A 21,642-nucleotide genomic window follows, 5' to 3' on the forward strand; every position below is an offset into this window, starting at 1 on the left:
GTCCCCTGCTTTGAAAACCCCCGGTAAAGCCGGGTTGTTTCCGGCAACCTCGCCGGAGCACGGCGTTCACAATCCGTTCACTCGAGAGCAGGAGGCCGCCCGCCGGGCGCCATCATGAAGACTGATTACCTGATCGTGGGCGCCGGATTCGCCGGCTCGGTGTGCGCCCGGGTGCTGGCCGACGCCGGCAAGACCGTCCACCTGATCGACAAGCGGCCGCACATCGGCGGCAACGCCTACGACGAACGCGACGCCCACGGCGTGCTGATCCATCCGTACGGGCCGCACATCTTCCACACGAACGCGAAGAAGGTCTTCGAATACCTCTCGCGCTTCACCACCTGGCGCTTCTACGAGCATCGCGTGCTCGCCAAGGTGGGCGAGCAGCTGCTGCCGATCCCGATCAACCGCACCACGATCAACACGCTCTACGGCCTGTCGCTGACCGAGGACGAGGTGCAGGGCTACCTGGAGACGGTGCGCGAGCCCCGCGACCCGATCCAGACCAGCGAGGACGTGGTGCTGAACTCGGTCGGCCGCGACCTGTGCGACAAGTTCTTCCGCGGCTACACCCGCAAGCAGTGGGGGCTGGACCTGTCGCAGCTGTCGGCGGGCGTGGCGGCGCGCATCCCGACGCGCAGCAACGACGACGACCGCTACTTCGGCGACACCTTCCAGTTCATGCCGGCCGACGGCTACACCGCGATGTTCGAGCGGATGCTGGACCACCCGGCGATCACGGTGCGCACCGGCGTCGACTTCCAGGCGGTGCGCGCCGAGTTCCCCGGCGTGCACATCATCTACACCGGTCCGATCGACGCCTTCTTCGACCACTGCCACGGCCACCTGCCCTACCGCAGCCTGCGCTTCGACCACGAGCACCTGCCGGCGACGGCGCAGATCCAGCCCGTGGGCACGGTGAACTACCCGAACGACCACGAGTACACCCGCATCACCGAGTTCAAGCACCTGACCGGCGAGACCCATCCGGGGACCTCGATCGTGCGCGAGTACCCGCAGGCCGAAGGCGACCCGTACTACCCGGTGCCGCGGCCCGAGAACGAGGCGCTCTACAAGCAGTACGCGGCGATGGCGGAGCGGGCCGAGGGCGTGACCTTCGTCGGCCGGCTGGCGCAGTACCGCTACTACAACATGGACCAGATCGTGGCGGCCGCGCTGAAGACGGCGCAGGACCTGCTGGAGCCGTCCGAGGGCTGAACCGCCGTCCCACCGAGGCATGATGGCGGGATGAGCGTTTATTCCGAAGACCGGCCGCGCGACGCGGTCCGGCGCCCCGCCGTGCTGGTGTCCTGGGACGGCGAGAGCCTGCCCCTGGCGCTGGTGCACCAGGACGCGGCGCCCGAATTCGACTGGATCCTGTTCGACTACACCGGCCGCCAGGCTCCCGGCGCGCGGGTGCTGCGCGACCAGCCCACGGTCGTGCTGTCCGCGAAGACCGAGTGCAAGGGCGAGATCTTCAAGCACCTGTCCGACCACCTCGCCGCGACCGCCGCGGACCCGGTGGCCGGTCCCTGGCCCGAGTACATCGGCGTGATCGACGACGACATCCTGATCTCGGTCGGCCAGATCAACGCCGCGCTGCACCTGGCGCGCTGCGAGCGGCTGGACATCTTCTCGCCCTCGCTGAGCCACGACAGCCCGTACTCCCACCACTGGATGCGGCACCAGCCCAACCGGATCTACCGCGAGGTCGACTGGGTCGAGGTCATGATGCCCTTCTACCGCGGCGACCTGTTCATGGCCGCGCGGGAGCACTACCAGGACAACATCTCGTCCTGGGGGCTGGACCGCTTCATGATCCCGGCGCTGCAGCAGCTGCGCGGCCAGACCCGCACGGCGTTGCTGGACGCGGTCATGGCCAGCCACCGGCGTCCGGTCACCAGCGGCGAGAAGGTCTACCGCAACGGCCGCACCGCCTGGCAGGAGCGCCAGATCCTGCGCCAGGCCAGCATCGAGCTGATCCAGCGCGAGGCGCCCGAGCTGGTCCGCAGCCCGTGGTACCACCGCACCTTCGTGGCGCGCGAGACGCCCAACAAGTGGATCCGCTGGAAGCGCCGCACGGCGCGCGTGATCGCCGACTGGCTCGACTCGTCGAGCTGAACCCCGCGGCACGCGCCGGCGCCCGGCGGTGCCGGCGCGGGGCGCGACTCCGGCACAATCGCCGCTTCCTCCCTTCGATCTCCTGGCTGGATGCGGCGCCCCGCGCGCGGCGCCGGCCTGCGCCATGACCGACAAAGCCCCCGTCAAAGACCTCGAACCGCTGGCGCCGACCGCCAGCCGCCTCTGGCGTTTCATGAAGCCGCACCGTTGGGGGTTGCTGCTGTCGGTGATCTCCTTCGTGCTGGTGGCGGCGACCGAGCCGCTCATCCCGCAACTGCTCGGATTCGCGCTCGGCGAGGGCTTCCATGCCAAGGGCGCGTCGGCGGCCGCGGCGGCGCCGGCCGCGTCCAGCGCGCTGCCCGGCGGCGTCAGCATGCCGTCGGTGCACCTCGAGTACAGCTTCCCGATCTGGATGGTGCCGATCGTGCTGATCGGGTTGTTCGCGATCCGCGGGCTGTTCACCTTCTGCGGCCAGTACATGCTGAACTGGACCATCTCGCGCACGGTGATGGACATCCGCACCGCGCTGCTGCAGGTGCTGCTGCGCGCGGACGCGCGGGTCTACACCAGCCTGCAGCCGGCCACCGCGGTCACCAAGGTCGTCAACGACCCGCAGCATGTGGTCACGCTGATCGCCGGTTCGCTGGTGACGATCCTGCGCGACGGGCTGCCGGCGCTGGCGCTGATGGGTTACCTGTTCGTCCTGAACTGGAAGCTGACGCTGCTCTCGCTGGTCACGGTGCCGGGGCTGGCCTTCGTCGTGCGCAAGGTCAACAAGCGGGTGCGCCGCATGGGGACCTGGGCCTACGACGCGCAGCTGCGGCTGGTCTCGGTGGTCGAGGACGTCACCCGGGCCTGGCGCGTGGTGCGCAGCTTCGACGCGGCCGACTACGAGCGCCGCCGTTTCGCCGAGCGTGCCCGCGAGGTGCAGCGCAGCACGCTCAAGACGGCGGCGTCCAACGCGATGGCGCAGCCGCTGTCGCAGGTGATGGCCAGCGTGGGCATCTCGATCATCGTCAGCCTGGCGCTGTACCAGTCGCGGGTGAACGGCACCGGCGTGGGCGAGTTCGCGTCCTTCGTCGCCGCGCTGCTGTTCATGAGCTCGCGGCTGCGGCACCTGAGCGACGTGATGCAGCCGATCACCAATGCGCTGGTCGTGGCGCGCGGCTGCATCGGGCTGCTGGACACGCCGGCGGAGCCGGACACCGGCACGCGTGAGCTCAAGGACGTGCGGGGCGACATCGCGCTGCAGCAGGTCACGTTGCGGTATCCGGGCGCGAATCGCGACGCGCTGGCCGCGATGGACCTGCACATCCCGTCGGGCAAGACGACGGCGCTGGTGGGCAGTTCGGGCGCGGGCAAGACCTCGGTGATCAACCTGCTGCTGGGGTTCGAGCGTCCCGACAGTGGCCGCATCCTGCTGGACGGCGTGCCGATCGACGAGCTGACGAAGGCCAACCTGCGCCGGCAGTTCGCGGTCGTGTCGCAGGACATCGTGCTGTTCGACCTCTCGGTCGCGGACAACATCGCCTACGCGCAGGAGCGTGACGACGCCAAGCTGGAGCAGGTCTTGCGCGCCGCGGCGTTGTGGGACTTCGTGCAGGGATTGCCGGAGGGGCTGGACACGACGGTCGGGGCCAACGGCAGCAAGTTGTCGGGCGGTCAGCGGCAGCGGCTGGCGATCGCGCGGGCGTTGTACAAGGACGCGCCGGTGTGGATCTTCGACGAGGCCACGTCGGCGCTGGACACGGAGAGCGAGCGCGCGGTGCAGCAGGCGCTGGAGCAATGGCAGGGTCGCAAGACGCTGATCGTGATCGCGCACCGTCTCTCGACGATCCGTCGTGCCGACTGCATCCAGGTGCTGGCGGATGGCCAGGTCGTCGAGTCAGGCGACCACGACAGCCTGATCGCCCAGGACGGCGCCTACGCCGGCATGGTGAAGGTCCAGCACTGACGAAAAGGCCCGAACGAATTGCAGCGCCCCGGCTCGGTGATTCGGAGCAACCCGACCGGGGGCCCTTTTCGGAAGTATTAGGGGGAATTCGTTACCCGGTAGGGTAACGAAGGAGGACATGGAGAAAAGGGCCCCCGGTTGGGTTGCGAGCGCTCGGTGTCAGCCTTGACACAAAGACGATAAGCCCCCGACAACCGACGTCGATCCAATGCGAGACATCCCCTTCAGGAGTTCCGCATGCAGCCTCATCGCCACGCTTCCGAGTCCCATCACGATCATGACCAGGGTCTGGCCCACGACCTGGCCGTGTTGCAGCAGCGCCGCCGCGCGTTGGGTTTGCTGGCCGGTTTCGCCGGCTTGGGCGGACTGTCTCTGATGGGTTGCGGCGGTGGCGGCAGCGATGCCGGTACCAGCACCGTGGGCACGGGCACCACGAGTTCCTCCGGATCGACCGGATCGACGGGCTCCACCGGATCAACGGGCTCGACCTCGAGCTGCTCGGTGATCCCCGAGGAGACCGCCGGCCCCTATCCCGGCGACGGTTCCAACAGCAACGGCAGCGGCATCGCCAATGCACTGGCGCTCAGTGGCATCGTGCGCAGCGACATCCGCTCCAGCATCGGCACCGCGAGCGGCACCGCCGGCGGCGTGCCGCTGACGCTCACGCTGAAGCTGGTCAGCACGAGCAGCAGCTGCGCCAGCCTGGCCGGTTATGCGATCTACCTGTGGCACTGCGACCGCGAAGGCCGCTACTCGCTGTACAGCTCGAGCATCGTCAACGAGAACTACCTGCGCGGCGTGCAGGTCACCGGCAGCGACGGCACGGTGACCTTCACGACGATTTTCCCGGGCTGCTACGACGGCCGCATGCCCCACATGCATTTCGAGGTCTACCAGAGCGCCAGCGCCGCGACCTCCTACGCCAACAAGATCAAGACCTCGCAGATCGCCTTCCCGACGGATGTCTGCACGACGGTCTACAGCACCGCGTCGGGCTACAGCAGCAGCCTGACCAACTTCAACCGGATCAGTTTCGCCTCCGACAACGTCTTCAGCGACGGCTACACGACGCAGCTGGCCACGCTCAGCGGCGATGTCACCAACGGCTACGCGGCGACGTTGACGGTGGGCATCGCCGCATGACGATCGTCCCGCGCGCCGACGCCGGAAACGGCGGTGTATCGTCCGACGCGGGGTCGAAGCCGGCCTCGGTGGTGGAGGTGCGAATGACGCGGTGTCTGGTGGTCGACGACGATGCGGAGATCCGACGCTCGCTCGACGAATATTTGCGGAAGTTCGGCGTGACCGTCGGCACGGCGGCCGATGGGCGCGAGATGCGCCGGCAGATGACGACGCAGGTGTTCGACGTCGTCGTGCTGGACCTGATGCTGCCGGACGAGAACGGCCTGACCCTGTGCCAGTGGATCCAGCAGCACCACCCATTGGTGCCGGTGATCATGCTGACCGCCCATGGCGATCCGATCAGCCGCGTGCTGGGGCTGGAGATGGGCGCCGACGACTACCTGTCCAAGCCCTTCGAGCCTCGCGAGCTGGTGGCCCGCATCCATGCGATCCGGCGTCGCGCGCGACGCGGCGAGCATGAAGTCCAGACGCGCCGCGAGTTCCGCTTCGAGGGCTGGAGCTTCGACCGGCTGCTGCGCCAGCTGGTGTCGCCGCAGCAGGTGGTGGTGCCCTTGTCGAGCGCCGAGTTCCGCATGCTCAGCGCGCTGGTCGAGCGCCCCGGCCGCGTGCTCAGCCGCGAGCAGCTGATCGAGCTGACGCGCGCGCCCGGTGTCGAGGTCAACGACCGCAGCGTCGACCTGACGATCTCGCGGCTGCGGCAGAAGCTGGGCGACTCGCCCAAGGAACCGCGCCTGATCCGCACGATGCGCGGCGAGGGTTACCTGTTCGACGCCCAGGTGCAGGCTTGAATGGCGTCGACGGACTTCGACGCCTTGCGCGCCGAGCGCGCGAGGGTTTCGGCCGCGCGTTCGGCGACACGCTGGCGCGGCGGATCTTCCTGCTGCTGTGGGTGACGCTGGTGGCCGCGCAAGCGCTGGCCATCGGCGTCGTGACCTGGGTGCGGGGCGATTTCGCCGTCGCGCGCATGCCGGTGGCGCCGACGCTGCCGCCGATGCCCGGGCTGATCCGCGGGCCGCAGTCGCCAGGCCCGCAGGGGCCGCAAGGGCCGCGGGACGCGCAAGGTTCCCAGGGACCGCAAGGACCGCAAGGACCGCAAGGTCCGGAAGGTCCGCAAGGTCCGCGATTTGGCCCTGAGTCGCACGACGTGCCGTCGCTGCCCGGCGATCTGCCGCCACCGGAGGACTTCCGACGCTTCCCCGAAGGCAGACAACCGCCGGACTTGGGCCACGACGCGCCACCCGGGCAGCCGGCCGACGCGCGCGCCGAGACGCGCCCTCCGCAGTGGCGCGGCCCGTTCCGCGCGCTGACCGCCTGGGAACTGACGCTCGACTACGGCATCCGGCTCCTGGTGACCGGCCTGGCCGCGTGGGTCGCGTCGCGCTGGCTGTCGCGGCCGATGCGCGACCTGGTGCGCGCGTCGCAGGCGCTGGGCCAGTCGCTGCACAAGCAGGAGCGGCTGCCCTTACTTGACGAGCAGCGCGGCACGCTGGAGGTGCGCGAGAGCGCGCAGGTCTTCAACGCGATGGCGCGCCAGCTGCGCCGCCAGTTCAACGAACGCGGCCTGATGGTGGCCGCGATCTCGCATGACCTGCGCACGCCGCTGACGCGGTTGCGGATGCGGCTGGAGACCCTGGACATCGACGAGCTGCAGCGCCAGCGCTCCGTCGAGGACATCCGCGAGATGAATGCGCTGGTGGACGCGGTGATGGAGCTGTTCCGCGGCGACGGCCCCGGCGCGGCCGAGCCGCTGCAGGACCTGGACCTCGGCGCGCTGGCGCAGGCGCTGGCGGACGACCTGGTCGAGCAGGCGATGCCGGTGGTCTTCGAAGGCGGCGACACGCCGGTGCTCGCCAAGGGCCAGCCGATGGCGCTGCGGCGCGTGCTGGGCAACCTGATCGGCAACGCGCTGCGCTACGGCGGCAGCGCCGAGGTCCGCGTCGGCCGCGACGCGCAGGGGGCTTGGGTGCGGGTCACCGATTCAGGCCCGGGCATCCCGCCCGAGCAACTGGAGGCGGTCTTCGAGCCGTTCTACCGGCTGGAGGACTCGCGCAACCGGCACACCGGCGGCGCGGGCCTGGGCCTCTACATCGCGCGGGAACTGGTGTTGCGCCAGCGCGGATCGCTGACGCTGTCGAATCGTCCGGAAGGCGGCCTGATGGCGGAGGTCCGGCTGACGCCGGTCTGAGCTCAAGTTCAACCGACGCCGGCCTGGATCAGGCGCCCGGCGCTCCGCCGTTCAGGCGACCAGCCGCGGCGGTCCCGGCGGATTCGGCGGCACCTGCAGCGCGAAGCCGCCGGCGCGCTTGCGCATCGTCGCGGGGTCGACCTGTGGCGCCTGGGCCGGCCAGTCGAAGAACTTCTGGATCTCGCTGCGCCGCGCCAGCGTGTCGGCCATGCCCAGCGTGATCAGCTCGCTGGTGTATTCGGGTTCGAACAGCAGGTAGCTGACCAGCGCCGAGCCGCTGGCGTTGGCGCCCTCCCCCGACACGCCGACGCCGCGCAGCAGGCCGCGGATCGGCGGCGGCAGCGCGCCCTGGTGCTCGGCGGCCAGGCTGTCCAGCGGCCGGCTCGGCGCGATGACCAGCGCCTCGATCGGCTTGAGCGGCGTGTTGCGCTGCGCCTCCGGCGGCAGCAGCGCCAGCGTGCTGTTGATGCGCTTGAGGCGCTCGATGTCGACCGCGAGCGCGTCCAGGAAGATGTTGGACAGCGCATGGCCCGCGATCTGCGCCAGGCTCGGGTGGCCGGTGGGCGTGGGCCCGTGCTGGCCTTCGCCGCCGGCCTCGTGCATGCGGCCGGCGCCGATGACCAGCACCTTCTCCGCGCCCAGGTGGACGGCGGGCGAGATTGGCGCGGTCTGGCGCATCGAGCCGTCGCCGAACCATTCGACCTCGCCGGCGAGGTCCAGCGGCTCGGCCGGGAAGATGAACGGGATCGCGGAGGACGCGACCAGGTGCTCGATGGACAGGCGCGGGATGCGCGTGGCCAGGCGCTGGGTGCGGATCCAGGGATCGCGCTGCTGGTGCGTCTGATAGAAGGTGACGTGGTGGCCGGAGGTGTAGCTCGAGCCGGTCACCGCGAGCGCGTCGATGTGGCCTTGGGCGAGCATGTCGTCCAGCCGTTCCATCTTGATCCACTGGGCCAGCAGGCCGCGCAGCGGGGTGTTGTCGAGCAGGCTGCGGGGCCGGGTGCGGCGCCAGCGGTTCAGCGCCCAGCCCAGGCTGACCATGGTGAGCCACTTCGCGCCGGAGCGGATGACGCCGAGGGAGTCGGCGGCGTAGACCTGCTCGACGTGGATGTTCTGCCAGATGTACATCAGGCCGTCGACGGCGGAGCAGAAGTCGTCGGCCTGGCAGGCGAGCGTGGCGGCGTTGATGGCGCCGGCGGAGGTGCCGGCGATGACCTGGAAGGGGTTGTCGCCGGTGGTGCAGGCATCGCGGCGCAGCTGCGCGATGGCGGCCAGCACGCCGACCTGGTAGGCGGCACGGGCTCCTCCTCCGGTGAGGATCAGGCCAGTCTTGGGCTTGGCGTCCTGCATGGGCGCGAGCTTACGCCTGACGCCCCCGGGCGGTGTCGCCGGTTTACCCGGCAAATGGGGGGATGGCTGCCCAAACAGGCGTGCCCACTCATCGCGGGCGCCGCTTGTGTCGCACCCTCAACGGCACCGAGTCCGTCATCAGTTCGGACAACTCCCTGTCGGATCCCAGCCGGGACAGCGTGTCGAAAGTACCCTCCAAACCGAGCGCCCACAACGCCATCAGCACGGAGCCAATTTGGACGGTAGGGGTTCCCTTCTCGATCGCAAGCACGGTACTCAAGCCGATCCCGGCCTTGGCCGCAAGATCCGGCTGGGTCAACCGCCGAGCCCTTCGCGCAAGCGATATCCGCGCGCCGAGGTCGATCAGCGAGTCTTCCACTATGAAGGGATAGGTCTTCAAACTCTTCATGGGACAAGAGTTGTGGGACAAGACTCTTGCCCCAGCACCATTAAGCAGAATCGCGTGTACTTCATCCTCACCGCCTATCCCAAGCCCTGACCATGTCGAGCCCGAACGCCGCCGGCCGCCCCGAGTACCCCGACCTCGCCGACTTCATGAGCGGCTGGTTCCATCAGGACTTCGACATCAACGGCGACACGCTGGAAGAGGTCGTCCAGGCCTTTCGGCGCGACGTCGACGCGCGCTACGCCTCGCGGCTGGTCCAGGACATCGACCGCTTCCTTGCCTCGCAAGCCGGCTCCCTGGACGAATCGTTCATCGATTGCTTCCAACCGGATGTCATCCCGACAGCCTTCCGTCCCACGACGCGCGAGTTCCTCGAGGCGATCCGGCAGGCGCTGGCGGACGCGCCCGCCACCTGAGGCGAGCCGCCCTCACCCGCCTTCGGAATACACGATCTCCGCCGGCTTGAGCTTCTCCAGCGCCTCGTCGCTGGGCCAGAACTTGCCCGCGCCGCCCAGGCCGAGCTCGGCCATCGCGCCATCGCGCTTGATCGGGATGCGCAGCTCCAGCCCCTGGCTCAGCACGCCCTGCTCCGTCTCCACGCGCTTGGCCGGCCAGCTCTTCACCAGCTCCAGCACCGCCGACGCCGGCAGGTTCGGCGCGGTGCGCAGGTAGCGGCCGAACCGCGCCCGCGCCGCCGCCAGGCTGAACACCTGCTGCACGTTCATCCGCAGCCCGCCCGAGAACCGGTCGTTCTGCACCTTGCCCACCGCGATGATCAGCTCGTCCTCGGCCAGCAGCTCCTTGTTGGCGTTGAGCAGCTCCTCGTTGGCCACCGCCTCGATCGCATCGGTCTTGTCGTCGATCTTGAAGATGGCCACCCGGCCGCGCTGGCCGTTGATCACGCGCATGTCGGACACGATGCCCGCCACCGTCGTCGGCTCCCGGCTGTCCTGCAGGTCCACGATCCGGCGCTTGACCATCCGGCGCAGCTCCGTCTCCGCCTGGTCGAACAGGTGGCCCGACAGGTAGAAGCCGATCGCCGTCTTCTCCAGGCTCAGCCGCTCCTTGATGCCCCACTCGGGCGCCTCGACGAAGTCCGGCTCCGCCGTCGACGAGCCGTGCGTGCCGTCGAAGTCGAACAGCCCGCCCTGGTTGGCGTTCTGCTGCAGGTTGTCCGCGTAGGTGTAGCCCAGCGCCACGCTGGCCAGCAGCCGCGAGCGCTGCGGATGCAGCGCGTCGAAGGCGCCGGCCTTGATCAGCGCCTCCACCACCCGCTTGTTGACCGCCTTGCGGTCCACCCGCGCGCAGAAGTCGAAGAAGCTGGTGAACGGGCCGCCTTCCTCGCGGGCGCGCACGATCGCCTCGATCGCGCCGGCGCCGGTGCCCTTGATCGCGCCCAGGCTGTAGTTGATCTTGCGGGACTTGGGCGTGACCGTCTTGCCGTCCTTGGTCGTCGACGCGACGCCGACCGGCGTCATCGGCTCGAACCGGCCCACGCCGAGGTTGATGTTGGGCGGCTCGAACTCGATGCCGAACAGCTTGGCGTCGTTCATGAGCACCTTGAGCTTGTCCGTGTCGTCCGATTCGATCGTCATGTTCGCGGCGAAGAACTCCGCCGTGAAATGCACCTTCAGCCAGCCCGTGTGATACGCCAGCAGCGAGTAGGCGGCCGCATGCGACTTGTTGAAGCCGTAGCCCGCGAACTTCTCCATCAGGTCGAAGACCTCGTCGGCCTTGTTCTGATCGATGCCCTTCTCGGCCGCGCCCTTTCGGAACAGGTCGCGGTGCATGGCCATCTCTTCGGCCTTCTTCTTGCCCATCGCGCGGCGCAGCATGTCCGCGCCGCCGAGCGAGTAGCCGCCCAGCACCTGGGCGGTCTGCATCACCTGCTCCTGGTAGACCATGATCCCGTAGGTCTCGGACAGCACCGGCTCCACCAGCGGGTGCGGGTACTCGACCACTTCCTTGCCGTGCTTGCGCGCGACGAAGCTCGGGATCAGGTCCATCGGACCCGGCCGGTACAGCGCGTTCAGCGCGATCAGGTCCTCCAGCCGCGACGGCTTGGCGTCCTTGAGCATGCGCTGCATGCCGCTCGATTCGAACTGGAACACCGACTCGGTCAGGCCGTCGGAGAACAGCTTGTAGGTCCGCTTGTCGTCCAGCGGGATGGTCTCGAACGCGAAGTCCGCGTGCTCCGGATAGCGGCCGACGATGAAGTCCTTGGCCAGTTCCAGGATGGTCAGCGTCGCCAGGCCCAGGAAGTCGAACTTCACCAGGCCGATGGCCTCGACGTCGTCCTTGTCGTACTGGCTGACCGCCGAGGTCGAGCCCGGCTGCTGGTACTGCGGGCAGAAGTCGGTGATCCGCCCCGGCGCGATCAGCACGCCCCCGGCGTGCATGCCGATGGAGCGCACCGTGCCCTCGACCCGGGCCGCCATTTCCAGCAGCCCGGCGACTTCCTCGTCCTGCGCCTCGCGCTCGCCGATCTCCGGCGACTCGTGGCGGGCGTAGACCATCTTGGCCTTGTCCGGGTCGAAGTCCGGCGGCAGCTGGGCCAGCGTCACCGTCTTGCCGGGCGGGGCCGGCACCAGCTTGGCGATCGAGTCCACGTGGCCGAAGCCCATGCCCAGCACGCGGCCGATGTCGCGCAGCGCGCCCTTGGCCGCCATCGTGCCGAAGGTGGCGATCTGGCTGACCGCCGGACGACCGTACTTGTCCTTCACGTACTCGATGACGCGGTCGCGGTTGCCCTGGCAGAAGTCGATGTCGAAGTCGGGCATCGACACCCGCTCCGGGTTCAGGAATCGCTCGAACAGCAGGTTGTACTGCAGCGGGTCCAGGTCGGTGATCAACAGCACGTACGCGACCAGCGAGCCCGCGCCCGAGCCCCGGCCCGGGCCCACCGGGCAGCCGTTGTTCTTCGCCCAGCGGATGAAGTCACCCACGATGAGGAAGTAGCCGGGGAAGCCCATCTTGATGATGGTCGCGAGCTCGAATTCCAGCCGGTCGACGTAGCGCGGGCGCACCGCCTCGCGCTTGGCCTCGTCCGGGTAGAGCAGCTTGAGCCGGTCCTCCAGGCCCTCGTACGAGAGCATGCGGAAGTACTGCTCCATCGGCATCGGCGTGCCGTCGGCCTGGATCGGCGTCGGGAAGTCGGGCAGCTGCGGCTTGCCCAGCACCAGGCTCAGGCTGCAGCGCCGCGCGATCTCCACCGTGTTGGCGATCGCGCTGGGCAGGTCGGCGAACAGCCGCTCCATGTCGGCCTGCGACTTGAAGTGCTGGCTCGGCAGGAAGCGCTTGATCCGCTTCGGGTTGGCCAGCGTCTCGCCGTCGGCGATGCACACGCGGGCCTCGTGGGCCTCGAAGTCCTCCTCGCCGAGGAACTGGATCGGATGCGTCGCCACGACCGGCAGGCCGGCCTTGGCCGCCAGCGGCACCAGTTGGCGCAGCAGCGCCTCCTGGCCCGGCAGCCCGGCGCGCTGCAGCTCGATGTAGAAGCGGTCCGGATAGATCGCCGCCAGCCGCCGGGCCCAGTCCAGCGCCTTGGCCTCGTCGCCGGCGACCAGCGCCTGGCCGACCGGGCCGAACTGCATGCCGCCCAGGCAGATCAGGCCCTCGTGCAGTTCCTGCATCCATTCCAGCTTCAGCAGCGCCTGGTTGCGCTGCACGTTCTGGATCCAGGCGCGCGACAGCAGCTCGCTCAGGTTCAGGTAGCCCTGGAAGTTCTGCACCAGCAGCAGCACGCGGCTGGGCGGCTTGTCGGCGGCGTCGGGCTCGAGCCAGACGTCCGCGCCGAGGATGGGCTTGACGCCCTTCTTGCGGCAGGCGTTGTAGAACTTCACTCCGCCGAACAGGTTGGCCAGGTCGGTCAGTCCGAGGGCGACCTGCCCGTCCTTGGCCGCCGCGGCGGCGGCGTCGTCGATGCGCAGCGTGCCGTCGACGACTGAAAACTCGGTGTGGATGCGGAGGTGAACGAAAGCCATCGGCGGATTGTAAGAAGGCTATGCTCGCCCCCCATCGAACACGCCCACGGAGCGCCCCGATGACGATGTCGCCCTCGCCGACCCTGCTCGCCCTGATGACCGCGCTGGCCCTGGCCACCGCCCAGCCCGCGAGCGCCGCGGCGCCGGCCAAGGCCATCGAGAAGGCGGCGCCGAAGCCGGCCGCCCAGCCGGCCGCCGCGCCGGCCAAGCCGGCCCGGAGCAGCGCCGACATCCTGGCCACCGCGCCGGCGGCCGACTGGCGCGACGTCGACCCGGACAACCTGCTGGTCATGACGCTGCCGCAGGGCCAGGTCTTCATCGAGCTGGCGCCGCGCTTCGCGCCGGCCCACGTCGACAACATCCGCGCGCTGGCCCGCGGCGGCTACTACGACGGCCTGGCGATCGTGCGGGTGCAGGACAACTTCGTCACCCAATGGGGCGACCCCAACGCGGACGACGAGGAGGCCGGCATCAAGGGCAAGGCCAAGCCCTTCCCCACGGGCGCGAAATCGCACCTGCCGGCCGAGTTCTCGATCCCCCTCAAGGGCGTGCCGATGACGGTGCTGCCGGATGCCGAGGGCTGGGCGCCGCGCGCCGGCCAGGTGGATGGTTTCCCGGTGGCGGCGGATCCGAAGACCGGCCGGGCCTGGCTGGCGCACTGCTACGGCAGCGTCGGCGCGGGACGCGGCAACGCGGTCGATTCCAGCACCGGCGCCGAGCTCTACGCGGTCATCGGCCATGCGCCGCGGGGGCTGGACCTGAACATCACGGTCGTGGGCCGGGTGCTGAAGGGGATGGAGTTCCTGTCCTCGCTGCCGCGCGGCGGCGCGACGATGGGTTTCTACGACAAGCCCGAGCAGCGCCTGGGCATCGAGCGGGTGGCGCTGGCGGCGGCGCTGCCGCCGGAGCAGCGTCCGGCGCTGCAGGTGCTGCGCACCGACACGCCGACCTGGCAGGAGCTGCTGAACGCGCGCCGCCATCGCAGTGGCTGGTTCGTGCACAGCCCGGGCTACACCGACCTGTGCGGTGCCGCGGTGCCGGTGCGCGCGAAGCCGGCCTCCGGCCCCGACGTGAAGCTCAACGAGCCCAAGTCCCCCGCGACCCAACGCTGATCGCCCCAAGGGACGCCCCCGGCACGCGCCGGCAAGGCCACCGAGCACCCGGGCAGCCCCCGACCGGCGCTGCGCGCCGGCAAGGTCAGCGAGCGCGGGTGGGGCCGGAATGGGGCTTGGGGTTCCCGGAGGGAGGCCCCATGCCCCGTGAAGCGCCCGCGCCTGGCCTCCCGAAGTCCCTCTCCCCTGCCCGCCTACAATCCCGCGTTTTGCTGATCCAGCGTGGGTGTGAACCCACCGCGCCGGCATGACCACCGCCGTACCGCCTGACTCCCAAGCCGTTCTCAACATCTCCTGCTACCTCTTCGTCGCCATTGAAGCGCCGGAGGCCCTGCGGGACGCGCTGCACGAGCGCGCGATGGCCTTGGGCCTGAAGGGCACGGTCCTGATCGCGGAAGAAGGCATCAACCTGTTCCTGGCCGGCGAGCCCGACGCGGTGCACGCGTGGGTGGCGGCGCTCAGAAGCGATGCGCGATTCGCCCCGCTGGCCCCCAAGGAAAGCTGGAGCGACGCGGTCCCGTTCCGCAAGCTGCTGGTGAAGGTGAAGCCCGAGATCATCCGGATGAATCATCCGACGATCCGTCCGGACCAGGCGCCGCGCGCGCCCGCGCTGCCGGCGGCGACCTTGCGTCGCTGGCTGGATCAGGGTCATGACGACGAAGGCCGCCCGGTGGTCACGCTGGACACGCGCAATGCCTTCGAGGTCGATGTCGGCGCCTTCGACGGCGCGATCGACTGGCGCATCTCGAAGTTCAGCGAGTTCCCCGACGCGGTGCAAGCACACCGTGACGAGCTGGCCGGCAAGACGGTGGTGAGCTACTGCACCGGCGGCATCCGCTGCGAGAAGGCCGCGCTCTACCTGGAGCAGGAGACCGTGAGCCACGGACTGGACGCGAAGGTGTACCAGCTCGAAGGCGGCATCCTGAAGTACTTCGAGGAAGTCGGCGGGGCGCATTACCACGGCGACTGCTTCGTCTTCGACGAGCGCCGCGCGGTCGATCCCGAACTGGCGCCCTCGCCCGACTCCGTCGTCGAATGACCGAGCGTCCCACCTTCGGCGCGCGGCTGATGAAGCTGCTGGGCCTGGCCGTGCTGGCGACTGCGTTGCTGGCGATGGCCTTCCGGGCGCCGGACCGGCCGCTGGAAAGCCTGATCGCGCGCTGGGCGCCGCCGCCGTCGGACTTTCTCGAACTGAAGCTGCCGGATGGACAGACCCAGTTGGTCCATTTCCGCGACGAGGGCCCGCGCTCCGACACCACGCCCATCGTGCTGCTGCACGGCACCGCGGCGAGCCTGCACACGTGGGAGGGCTGGGCGAAGTCGCTCAGCGCGACGCGTCGCGTGATCACGCTGGACCTGCCCGGCTTCGGCCTGACGGGGCCGTCTCCTCTAGGCGATTACAGCGACGACGCCTATGACTCGTTCCTGTTGTCGTTTTTCCGGCAGTTGCAAATTGGCCGCATGGTGCTCGGCGGCAACTCGATGGGCGGCGGCCTGGCCTGGCAGTACGCGGCGCGCCACCCCGAGCAGATCGCCGCGCTGGTGCTGGTCGACGCGGGCGGCCTCGAGATCCGCGGCGACGCGATGCCCGCCGGGCTGCGGGTGCCCGAGTGGCGCGTGCTGCACTGGCTGGCCGGCGTGTTCCTGCCGCGGCCGCTGGTGGATCGTGGCGTGCGCGAGGTCTACGGCGACCCGTCCAAGGTGACCGCGGCGCTGGTGGACCGCTACTTCGAGCTCACGTTGCGCGAGGGCAACCGCGAGGCGCTGACGCAGCGGCTGGCGCAGCGCGAGCCCGGCCGCCACGCCGAGCTGCTGGCGCGCGTGCAGGCGCCGACGCTGATCCTGTGGGGCGGCCAGGACCGCCTGATCCCGCCCGCCGCGGCCGAGGTCTTCCACCGCGCCATCAAGAACAGCCAGGTGCGGGTCTTCCCCGACCTGGGGCATGTCCCCCAGGAGGAGGACCCGGCGTCCACCGTCCAGGCCATTCACACGTTTTTGCACTCTCCTTAACCCTGATGGCCGCCACGCGTGCGGCATTGCAACAATCCCCCCCATTCCGGAACCGCCTCCCCCGAGGCGGGCTCGAACCGCCCCGAAGGCGGAACCGGAAGTCCATTCCACGATGCCTGCTCAATCTCAAGGAGCCTTCATGCAACGACGACAACTGATCGCCCGCGCCGCCCTGGCCGCGTGCGCCCTGCTGGCCACCGCCGGCGCGCACGCCCAGGCCCCTGACTGGAAGAAGATCCGCATCGGCGTCGAAGGCGCCTATCCCCCGTTCTCCGAAGTCGGCGCCGACGGCAAGCTCAAGGGCTTCGAGATCGACCTGGCCTACGCGCTGTGCGCCGAGATGAAGGCCGAGTGCACGCTGGTCCAGCAGGACTTCGACGGCCTGATCCCCGCGCTGCAGGCGCGCAAGGTGGACGCGATCATTGCCTCGGTGTCGATCACCGACGAACGCAAGAAGGTCATCGCCTTCTCCAACCCGTACTACAACACCCCGGCCCGCTTCACCGCGAAGGCGGACGCCAAGTTCGACTTCTCGCCCGCCGGCCTGAAGGGCAAGAAGATCGGCGTGCAGCGCGCGACGATCCATGAGAAGTTCGCCGCCGACACCTTCAAGCAGAGCGAGATCGTCCGCTACGCGACGCAGGACCAGGCCTTCCTGGACCTGAAGTCGGGCCGCGTCGACCTGACGCTGGCGGACATGGTGGCGGCCGACGTGGGCTTCATCAAGACCCCGGCCGGCAAGGGCTTCGGCTTCGTCGGCCCGAGCTACAGCGACGTGAAGTACTTCGGCGTCGGCAGCGGCGTCGGTCTGCGCAAGGCCGACGAGAAGACGCTGGGCAAGAAGTTCAACGACGCGATCGCCGCGGTCAAGGCCAACGGCTCGTTCAAGAAGCTCAACGACAAGTACTTCGAGTACGACATCTCGGCCAAGTGATCGGCCTCGGGGTCCGGCGCCGCGCCGGGCCCCGCTCCCCGCCCCGATCCCCGATCCTCTCCCCCTTCCCCCTCTCCGGTGCCGCGATCGCCCCTTCCCGGGCGGCCCGCGTGCCGGGCGCATGCGAACGAACAAGGACCATCGAATGATCCTGCACGGCTTTCTGCCCAGCCTGCTCGAGGGCGCCGTACTGACCCTGGGCGTGGCGCTCGGCTCGATGGCGCTGGCCATGGTGCTGGGCCTGCTCGGCGCGATGGCCAAGCTGTCGAAGTTCCGCGTCGCCAAGGGCGTCGCGACGGTCTACACGACGCTGATCCGCGGCGTTCCCGACCTGGTGCTGATGCTGCTGATCTTCTTCGGCGGCCAGGTCGCGGTGAACGCGATCGCGCTGCAGCTCGGTCACGACGACTACATCGACATCAACCCGTTCATCGCTGGCGTGGTCACGATCGCCTTCATCTTCGGCGCCTACCTGACCGAGGCCTTCCGCGGCGCGTTCCTGGCGGTGCCGCCGGGGCAGCGCGAGGCCGGCCTGGCCTTCGGCATGAGCCCCGGGCAGGTGGTCTGGCGCATCACGCTGCCGCAGATGATCCGGCATGCGCTGCCGGGCCTGTCCAACAACTGGCTGGTGCTGATCAAGAGCACCGCCATCGTGTCGGTCATCGGGCTGCACGACCTGATGATGCGCGGCTCGCAGGCGGCCGCGGCGACGCGCGAGCCGTTCTCGTTCTACCTGGCGGTCGCGCTGATTTACCTGGGCTTCACCTCGCTGTCGGAGCTGCTGTTCGACCAGCTCCAGAAGCGCCTGTCCGTGGGCGTGCGGCGCCACTCGCTGTAACCGCCGACACCGCCATCGACGCCCGCGTCGCGCTCCCCCGCCGTCCGCGACCGACGCCCCCTCCGACACCGACCGAACGACACCTCCCATGAACCTGGACGCCATCGTCGAGAACCTCCCGCGCTACTTCGAGGGCGCGCTGGTCACGGCCGAACTGCTGATCGTCTCGCTGCTGATCGGCCTGGCCTGCGCCGTCCCGCTGGCGATCCTGCGCACGCTGCCCAACAAGCTGCTGTCGCGCGCGGTCTGGGTCTACACCTACGTGTTCCGCGGCACGCCGATGCTGGTGCAGCTGTTCCTCATCTACTACGGCCTGGGCCAGTTCGAGTGGATGCAGCAGAGCGCGCTGTGGCCGCTGTTCAGCTCGGCGTGGTTCTGCGCCTGCCTGACCTTCGTGCTCAACACCTGCGCCTACACGACCGAGATCATCGCGGGCTCGATCCGGTCGCTGCCGCACGGCGAGATCGAGGCGGCCAAGTCGCTGGGCATGAGCCGCGGCGTGATGCTGCGCCGCATCGTGCTGCCGCATGCGCTGCGCCGCGCGCTGCCCGCCTACAGCAACGAGGCGATCTTCATGCTGCACGGCACGGCGCTGGCCAGCGTGGTGACCATCATGGACATCACCGGCATCGCCCGCGACATCAACGCCACCTACTACATCCCGTTCGAGGCCTTCATCACCGCCGCGCTCTTCTACTTCGCGATGACGCTGGTGCTGGTGGGGCTGTTCCACCAGGCCGAGAAGCGCTGGCTCAAACCGCTGATGCCGCGCTGATCCGGCCCGGCCGCTGGAGATTCCCATGCAACTCAGACAACACCCGCTCCCGAGCCCGACGCCGGGCACCCAGCGCGAGCTGGTCTCGCTGCACTACGGCCAGCCCGGCCAGGGCCAGAAGGCCTACATCCAGGCCTCGCTGCATGCCGACGAGCTGCCCGGCATGCTGACCGCGTGGCACCTGCGCCGCCACCTGGACGCGCTGGAGGCCGCGGGCCGGCTGCGCGGCGAGGTGATCCTGGTGCCGATGGCCAATCCGATCGGCCTGTCGCAGTGGTGGCTGCAGTCGCACCTGGGCCGTTTCGATGGCCTGTCGGGCGAGAACTTCAACCGCCACTACCCCGAGTACATCGAGTCCGCCGCCCGCCACGCCGAGCCGCGCCTGGGCGCCGATCCGGCGCACAACGTCGCGGTGCTGCGCGCCGCGCTGAAGACCGAGGTCCAGGCCTCGCCGGCCGACACCGAGCTCAAGGCGCTGCGCAAGGCGCTGTTCCTGATGGCCTGCGACGCCGACGTCGTGCTGGACCTGCACTGCGACGCGCAGGCGGTGATGCACCTCTACACCGAGACGCCGTGCTGGCCGCAGTGCGAGCCGCTGGCGGCCTTCCTGGGCGCCGGCGTGACGCTGCTGGCCACCGACTCCGGCGACAACCCGTTCGACGAGGCCTGCTCGCAGGTCTGGTGGAAATGGGCGAAGCATTTCGGCGACCGCTTCCCGATCCCGCAGGCCTGCCTGTCGGTGACGGTGGAGCTGCGCGGCCAGCAGGACGTGCACCACGACCTGGCGGCCAAGGACGCGCAGGCGATCGTCGATTTCCTGATCCATCGCGGCCTCGTCGCCGCGGACGGCCCGGCGCCCCGGGTGCCGGCGCCGGTGGGCGACGCGCGGCCGCTGGCGGGGTCGATCCCGATCCCGTCGCCGGTCGGCGGCGTGCTGACCTTCCTGCGCGAGGTCGGCGAGACGGTGGCCGCGGGCGACGTGATCGCCCAGGTCATCGACCCGATCACCGCGTCGGTGACCGATCTGAGGAGCCCGGTGGACGGGCTGCTGTTCGCACGCGACACGCTGCGCCTGGTCACCGCCGGGGCACGTGTGGCGAAAGTCGCGGGCCGCGAGGCGACCCGCACCGGAAAACTGTTGGGAGCCCGTTGATGTCCGCGGCCAGTCTTGTTGTCGACAACCTCCATAAACGCTACGGCGAACGCGAAGTGCTCAAGGGCGTGTCCCTGGCCGCGAAACCGGGCGACGTGATCACGCTGATCGGGTCCAGCGGCTCGGGCAAGAGCACCTTCCTGCGCTGCCTGAACCTGCTGGAACAACCTTACGAAGGCACGCTCAAGCTCGGCGCCGAGGAGCTGAAGCTGGTGCGCGACCGCGACGGCAGCCTCAAGGCCGGCGACGCCGCGCAGCTGCAGCGCTGGCGCGCGCGGCTGGCGATGGTGTTCCAGAACTTCAACCTGTGGGGCCACCGCACGGTGCTGGAGAACGTCATCGAGGCGCCGATCCACGTGCTCAAGCAGTCGCGGGCCGAGGCGATCGAGAAGGCCGAGGCGCTGCTGGCGCGGGTCGGGGTGTCGCATCGCAAGGACGTCTACCCGGCGCAGCTCTCGGGCGGCGAGCAGCAGCGCGTGGCGATCGCGCGCGCGCTGGCGGTGGAGCCCGAGGTGATGCTGTTCGACGAACCCACCTCGGCGCTCGATCCGGAGCTGGTCGGCGAGGTGCTGAAGGTGATGCGCGACCTGGCGGCGGAAGGCCGCACGATGATCGTCGTGACGCACGAGATGGGCTTCGCGCGCGAGGTGTCCTCGCACACGATGTTCCTGCACCAGGGCCGCGTGGAGGAACAGGGCAACCCGCGCGAGGTCCTCGCGCAGCCGAAGAGCGAGCGCCTGAAGGCCTTCCTGAGTGGCGGCCTGAAATAAGGCCCCGCGCGCGCGCCGGGTAACGCCCGTCGCGCGCCGCCCCAGGCGGCGGTAAGCTCGCGCGCCGGCATTCGCCGTCCTTTCCTTCGACACGCAGACAAGGAGACGAGATGAGCTCACGCTTCTGGTTGGCGCTCCACGTGGGTGCGCTGCTTTCGCTGTCGGCCGCGGCCCAGGAGGTCACGCTGACGCGCCTGGAATGCGGCAACGGGACCAACGACCCGCGCCGCTTCAGCGACACCTACGCCTACACCGAGACCTCCAAGCCCTTCACCTTCAGCTGCTACGTCATCCGGCATGGCGCGGACGTGATGGTGTGGGACACCGGCTACCTGCCCGGCTCCGCCCCGAGCGCGACCAACAAGCCGCTGGCCGACCTGCTGCGCCAGATCAAGGTCGATCCCGCCGAGGTGAAGTTCGTCGGCATCAGCCATTTCCATGCGGACCACACCGGGCAGCTCGGCCCGCTGAAGAACGCGACGCTGCTGATCGGCAAGGGCGACTGGGAAGGCATCAACGCGACGCCGCCGATGGGCGGCGCCAACGCCAAGGGCTTCGCCGAGTGGATCGCGGAGAAGCGCAAGGTGGAGACGCTGACCGCGGACAAGGACGTGTTCGGCGACGGCTCCGTGATGGTGCTGCGCGCGCCGGGCCACACGCCCGGGCACAGCATGCTGCTGGTGCGGCTCAAGGAGATGGGCCCGGTGCTGCTGAGCGGCGACGCGGTCCACTTCCATGAGAACTACGAGCACGAGGGCGTGCCCGGCTTCAACGACGACCGCGCGCAGACGATCGCGTCGATCCAGCGGATGAAGCAGATCGAGAAGAACCTGAAGGCCACGGTCATCATCCAGCACGACCCGCGCGACATCGGCAAGCTGCCCGCCTTCCCGGCCGCGGCGAAGTAG

Annotated in this window: 19 protein-coding genes; 16 read left to right on the forward strand and 3 right to left on the reverse strand. The window is 69.4% G+C overall.

Features of this window, described 5'->3' with window-relative positions; all coding sequences use genetic code 11:
- Positions 1 to 114 precede the first annotated feature (114 nt).
- The 6 genes from glf (at position 115) to N5D62_RS11115 (ending at position 7,403) form a co-directional block, all read left to right on the forward strand.
- The gene (glf, locus tag N5D62_RS11090) at positions 115 to 1,218 is read left to right on the forward strand and encodes a UDP-galactopyranose mutase (RefSeq protein ID WP_279757806.1); all 1,104 of its coding nucleotides are present in this window, start codon (positions 115 to 117) and stop codon (positions 1,216 to 1,218) included.
- Between the two features lie 30 nt (positions 1,219 to 1,248).
- A complete protein-coding gene (locus N5D62_RS11095) occupies positions 1,249 to 2,121 on the forward strand; it encodes a hypothetical protein (RefSeq protein ID WP_279757807.1) in 873 nt (290 codons plus the stop codon).
- 124 nt (positions 2,122 to 2,245) lie between these two features.
- Positions 2,246 to 4,075, forward strand: coding sequence for an ABC transporter transmembrane domain-containing protein (locus N5D62_RS11100; protein ID WP_279757808.1), 1,830 nt, complete (start codon positions 2,246 to 2,248; stop codon positions 4,073 to 4,075).
- Positions 4,076 to 4,312: 237 nt separating this feature from the next.
- Positions 4,313 to 5,218 (forward strand): intradiol ring-cleavage dioxygenase, encoded by a 906-nt coding sequence (locus N5D62_RS11105; protein ID WP_279757809.1) that lies wholly within the window; start codon positions 4,313 to 4,315, stop codon positions 5,216 to 5,218.
- Entirely contained in the window at positions 5,215 to 6,006 is a 792-nt protein-coding gene (locus N5D62_RS11110; RefSeq protein WP_279757811.1) for a response regulator transcription factor, read from the forward strand. The genes N5D62_RS11105 and N5D62_RS11110 overlap by 4 nt, the downstream gene beginning before the upstream one ends.
- A complete protein-coding gene (locus N5D62_RS11115) occupies positions 6,003 to 7,403 on the forward strand; it encodes an ATP-binding protein (RefSeq protein WP_279757812.1) in 1,401 nt (466 codons plus the stop codon). Before N5D62_RS11110 ends, N5D62_RS11115 begins: the two co-directional genes overlap by 4 nt.
- A 51-nt stretch (positions 7,404 to 7,454) precedes the next feature.
- On the opposite strand, the gene N5D62_RS11120 is transcribed toward N5D62_RS11115, so the two are convergent.
- Positions 7,455 to 8,753, reverse strand: a complete 1,299-nt coding sequence (locus N5D62_RS11120) for a patatin-like phospholipase family protein (protein ID WP_279757813.1) — start codon at positions 8,751 to 8,753, stop codon at positions 7,455 to 7,457.
- Positions 8,754 to 8,841: 88 nt separating this feature from the next.
- Entirely contained in the window at positions 8,842 to 9,162 is a 321-nt protein-coding gene (locus N5D62_RS11125) for a helix-turn-helix domain-containing protein (RefSeq protein ID WP_279757814.1), read from the reverse strand.
- A 92-nt stretch (positions 9,163 to 9,254) separates the two neighbouring features.
- On the opposite strand from N5D62_RS11125, the gene N5D62_RS11130 reads away from it, so the two are divergent.
- Positions 9,255 to 9,575: a contact-dependent growth inhibition system immunity protein gene (locus N5D62_RS11130; protein ID WP_279757815.1), complete on the forward strand. Its 321-nt coding sequence runs from the start codon at positions 9,255 to 9,257 to the stop codon at positions 9,573 to 9,575.
- A 12-nt stretch (positions 9,576 to 9,587) separates the two neighbouring features.
- Here the strand turns inward: N5D62_RS11130 and dnaE are convergent, their stop codons facing one another.
- Entirely contained in the window at positions 9,588 to 13,142 is a 3,555-nt protein-coding gene (gene dnaE, locus N5D62_RS11135; protein WP_279757817.1) for a DNA polymerase III subunit alpha, read from the reverse strand.
- 59 nt (positions 13,143 to 13,201) lie between these two features.
- Between dnaE and N5D62_RS11140 the strand changes: the two genes are divergently transcribed.
- From N5D62_RS11140 to N5D62_RS11180, 9 genes are all read left to right on the forward strand, one after another.
- Positions 13,202 to 14,254: a peptidylprolyl isomerase gene (locus N5D62_RS11140; protein ID WP_279757820.1), complete on the forward strand. Its 1,053-nt coding sequence runs from the start codon at positions 13,202 to 13,204 to the stop codon at positions 14,252 to 14,254.
- 247 nt (positions 14,255 to 14,501) lie between these two features.
- Positions 14,502 to 15,293 carry a sulfurtransferase gene (locus tag N5D62_RS11145; protein ID WP_279757821.1) on the forward strand — a complete coding sequence of 264 codons (792 nt, stop codon included), beginning with the start codon at positions 14,502 to 14,504 and terminating at the stop codon, positions 15,291 to 15,293.
- Positions 15,290 to 16,264: an alpha/beta fold hydrolase gene (locus tag N5D62_RS11150; RefSeq protein WP_279757823.1), complete on the forward strand. Its 975-nt coding sequence runs from the start codon at positions 15,290 to 15,292 to the stop codon at positions 16,262 to 16,264. The genes N5D62_RS11145 and N5D62_RS11150 overlap by 4 nt, the downstream gene beginning before the upstream one ends.
- Positions 16,265 to 16,403: 139 nt before the next feature.
- Positions 16,404 to 17,198 carry an ABC transporter substrate-binding protein gene (locus N5D62_RS11155; protein ID WP_279757824.1) on the forward strand — a complete coding sequence of 265 codons (795 nt, stop codon included), beginning with the start codon at positions 16,404 to 16,406 and terminating at the stop codon, positions 17,196 to 17,198.
- Positions 17,199 to 17,343: 145 nt separating this feature from the next.
- A complete protein-coding gene (locus N5D62_RS11160; protein WP_279757825.1) occupies positions 17,344 to 18,036 on the forward strand; it encodes an ABC transporter permease in 693 nt (230 codons plus the stop codon).
- A gap of 88 nt (positions 18,037 to 18,124) precedes the next feature.
- Positions 18,125 to 18,811, forward strand: a complete 687-nt coding sequence (locus N5D62_RS11165; protein WP_279757827.1) for an ABC transporter permease — start codon at positions 18,125 to 18,127, stop codon at positions 18,809 to 18,811.
- A 25-nt stretch (positions 18,812 to 18,836) separates the two neighbouring features.
- The gene (locus N5D62_RS11170) at positions 18,837 to 19,964 is read left to right on the forward strand and encodes a M14 family metallopeptidase (RefSeq protein WP_279757828.1); all 1,128 of its coding nucleotides are present in this window, start codon (positions 18,837 to 18,839) and stop codon (positions 19,962 to 19,964) included.
- Entirely contained in the window at positions 19,964 to 20,734 is a 771-nt protein-coding gene (locus tag N5D62_RS11175) for an ATP-binding cassette domain-containing protein (protein WP_279757831.1), read from the forward strand. The genes N5D62_RS11170 and N5D62_RS11175 overlap by 1 nt, the downstream gene beginning before the upstream one ends.
- A 110-nt stretch (positions 20,735 to 20,844) precedes the next feature.
- Entirely contained in the window at positions 20,845 to 21,642 is a 798-nt protein-coding gene (locus tag N5D62_RS11180) for an N-acyl homoserine lactonase family protein (RefSeq protein ID WP_279757833.1), read from the forward strand.

The sequence above is a fragment of the Mitsuaria sp. GD03876 genome (genome assembly GCF_029840635.1).
In the GTDB taxonomy this organism is placed as follows: Bacteria; Pseudomonadota; Gammaproteobacteria; order Burkholderiales; family Burkholderiaceae_C; genus Roseateles.

Bases quoted from the DNA above. Each gene is read 5' to 3' on its own strand.
- N5D62_RS11095 (WP_279757807.1), top strand. From the start codon at position 1,249: ATGAGCGTTTATTCCGAAGACCGGCCGCGCGACGCGGTCCGGCGCCCC.
- N5D62_RS11165 (WP_279757827.1), top strand. From the start codon at position 18,125: ATGAACCTGGACGCCATCGTCGAGAACCTCCCGCGCTACTTCGAGGGC.
- glf (WP_279757806.1), top strand. From the start codon at position 115: ATGAAGACTGATTACCTGATCGTGGGCGCCGGATTCGCCGGCTCGGTG.
- N5D62_RS11110 (WP_279757811.1), top strand. From the start codon at position 5,215: ATGACGATCGTCCCGCGCGCCGACGCCGGAAACGGCGGTGTATCGTCC.
- N5D62_RS11180 (WP_279757833.1), top strand. From the start codon at position 20,845: ATGAGCTCACGCTTCTGGTTGGCGCTCCACGTGGGTGCGCTGCTTTCG.
- N5D62_RS11145 (WP_279757821.1), top strand. From the start codon at position 14,502: ATGACCACCGCCGTACCGCCTGACTCCCAAGCCGTTCTCAACATCTCC.
- N5D62_RS11105 (WP_279757809.1), top strand. From the start codon at position 4,313: ATGCAGCCTCATCGCCACGCTTCCGAGTCCCATCACGATCATGACCAG.
- N5D62_RS11175 (WP_279757831.1), top strand. From the start codon at position 19,964: ATGTCCGCGGCCAGTCTTGTTGTCGACAACCTCCATAAACGCTACGGC.
- N5D62_RS11140 (WP_279757820.1), top strand. From the start codon at position 13,202: ATGACGATGTCGCCCTCGCCGACCCTGCTCGCCCTGATGACCGCGCTG.
- N5D62_RS11125 (WP_279757814.1), bottom strand. From the start codon at position 9,162: ATGAAGAGTTTGAAGACCTATCCCTTCATAGTGGAAGACTCGCTGATC.
- N5D62_RS11155 (WP_279757824.1), top strand. From the start codon at position 16,404: ATGCAACGACGACAACTGATCGCCCGCGCCGCCCTGGCCGCGTGCGCC.
- N5D62_RS11100 (WP_279757808.1), top strand. From the start codon at position 2,246: ATGACCGACAAAGCCCCCGTCAAAGACCTCGAACCGCTGGCGCCGACC.
- N5D62_RS11150 (WP_279757823.1), top strand. From the start codon at position 15,290: ATGACCGAGCGTCCCACCTTCGGCGCGCGGCTGATGAAGCTGCTGGGC.
- N5D62_RS11120 (WP_279757813.1), bottom strand. From the start codon at position 8,753: ATGCAGGACGCCAAGCCCAAGACTGGCCTGATCCTCACCGGAGGAGGA.
- dnaE (WP_279757817.1), bottom strand. From the start codon at position 13,142: ATGGCTTTCGTTCACCTCCGCATCCACACCGAGTTTTCAGTCGTCGAC.
- N5D62_RS11130 (WP_279757815.1), top strand. From the start codon at position 9,255: ATGTCGAGCCCGAACGCCGCCGGCCGCCCCGAGTACCCCGACCTCGCC.
- N5D62_RS11170 (WP_279757828.1), top strand. From the start codon at position 18,837: ATGCAACTCAGACAACACCCGCTCCCGAGCCCGACGCCGGGCACCCAG.
- N5D62_RS11160 (WP_279757825.1), top strand. From the start codon at position 17,344: ATGATCCTGCACGGCTTTCTGCCCAGCCTGCTCGAGGGCGCCGTACTG.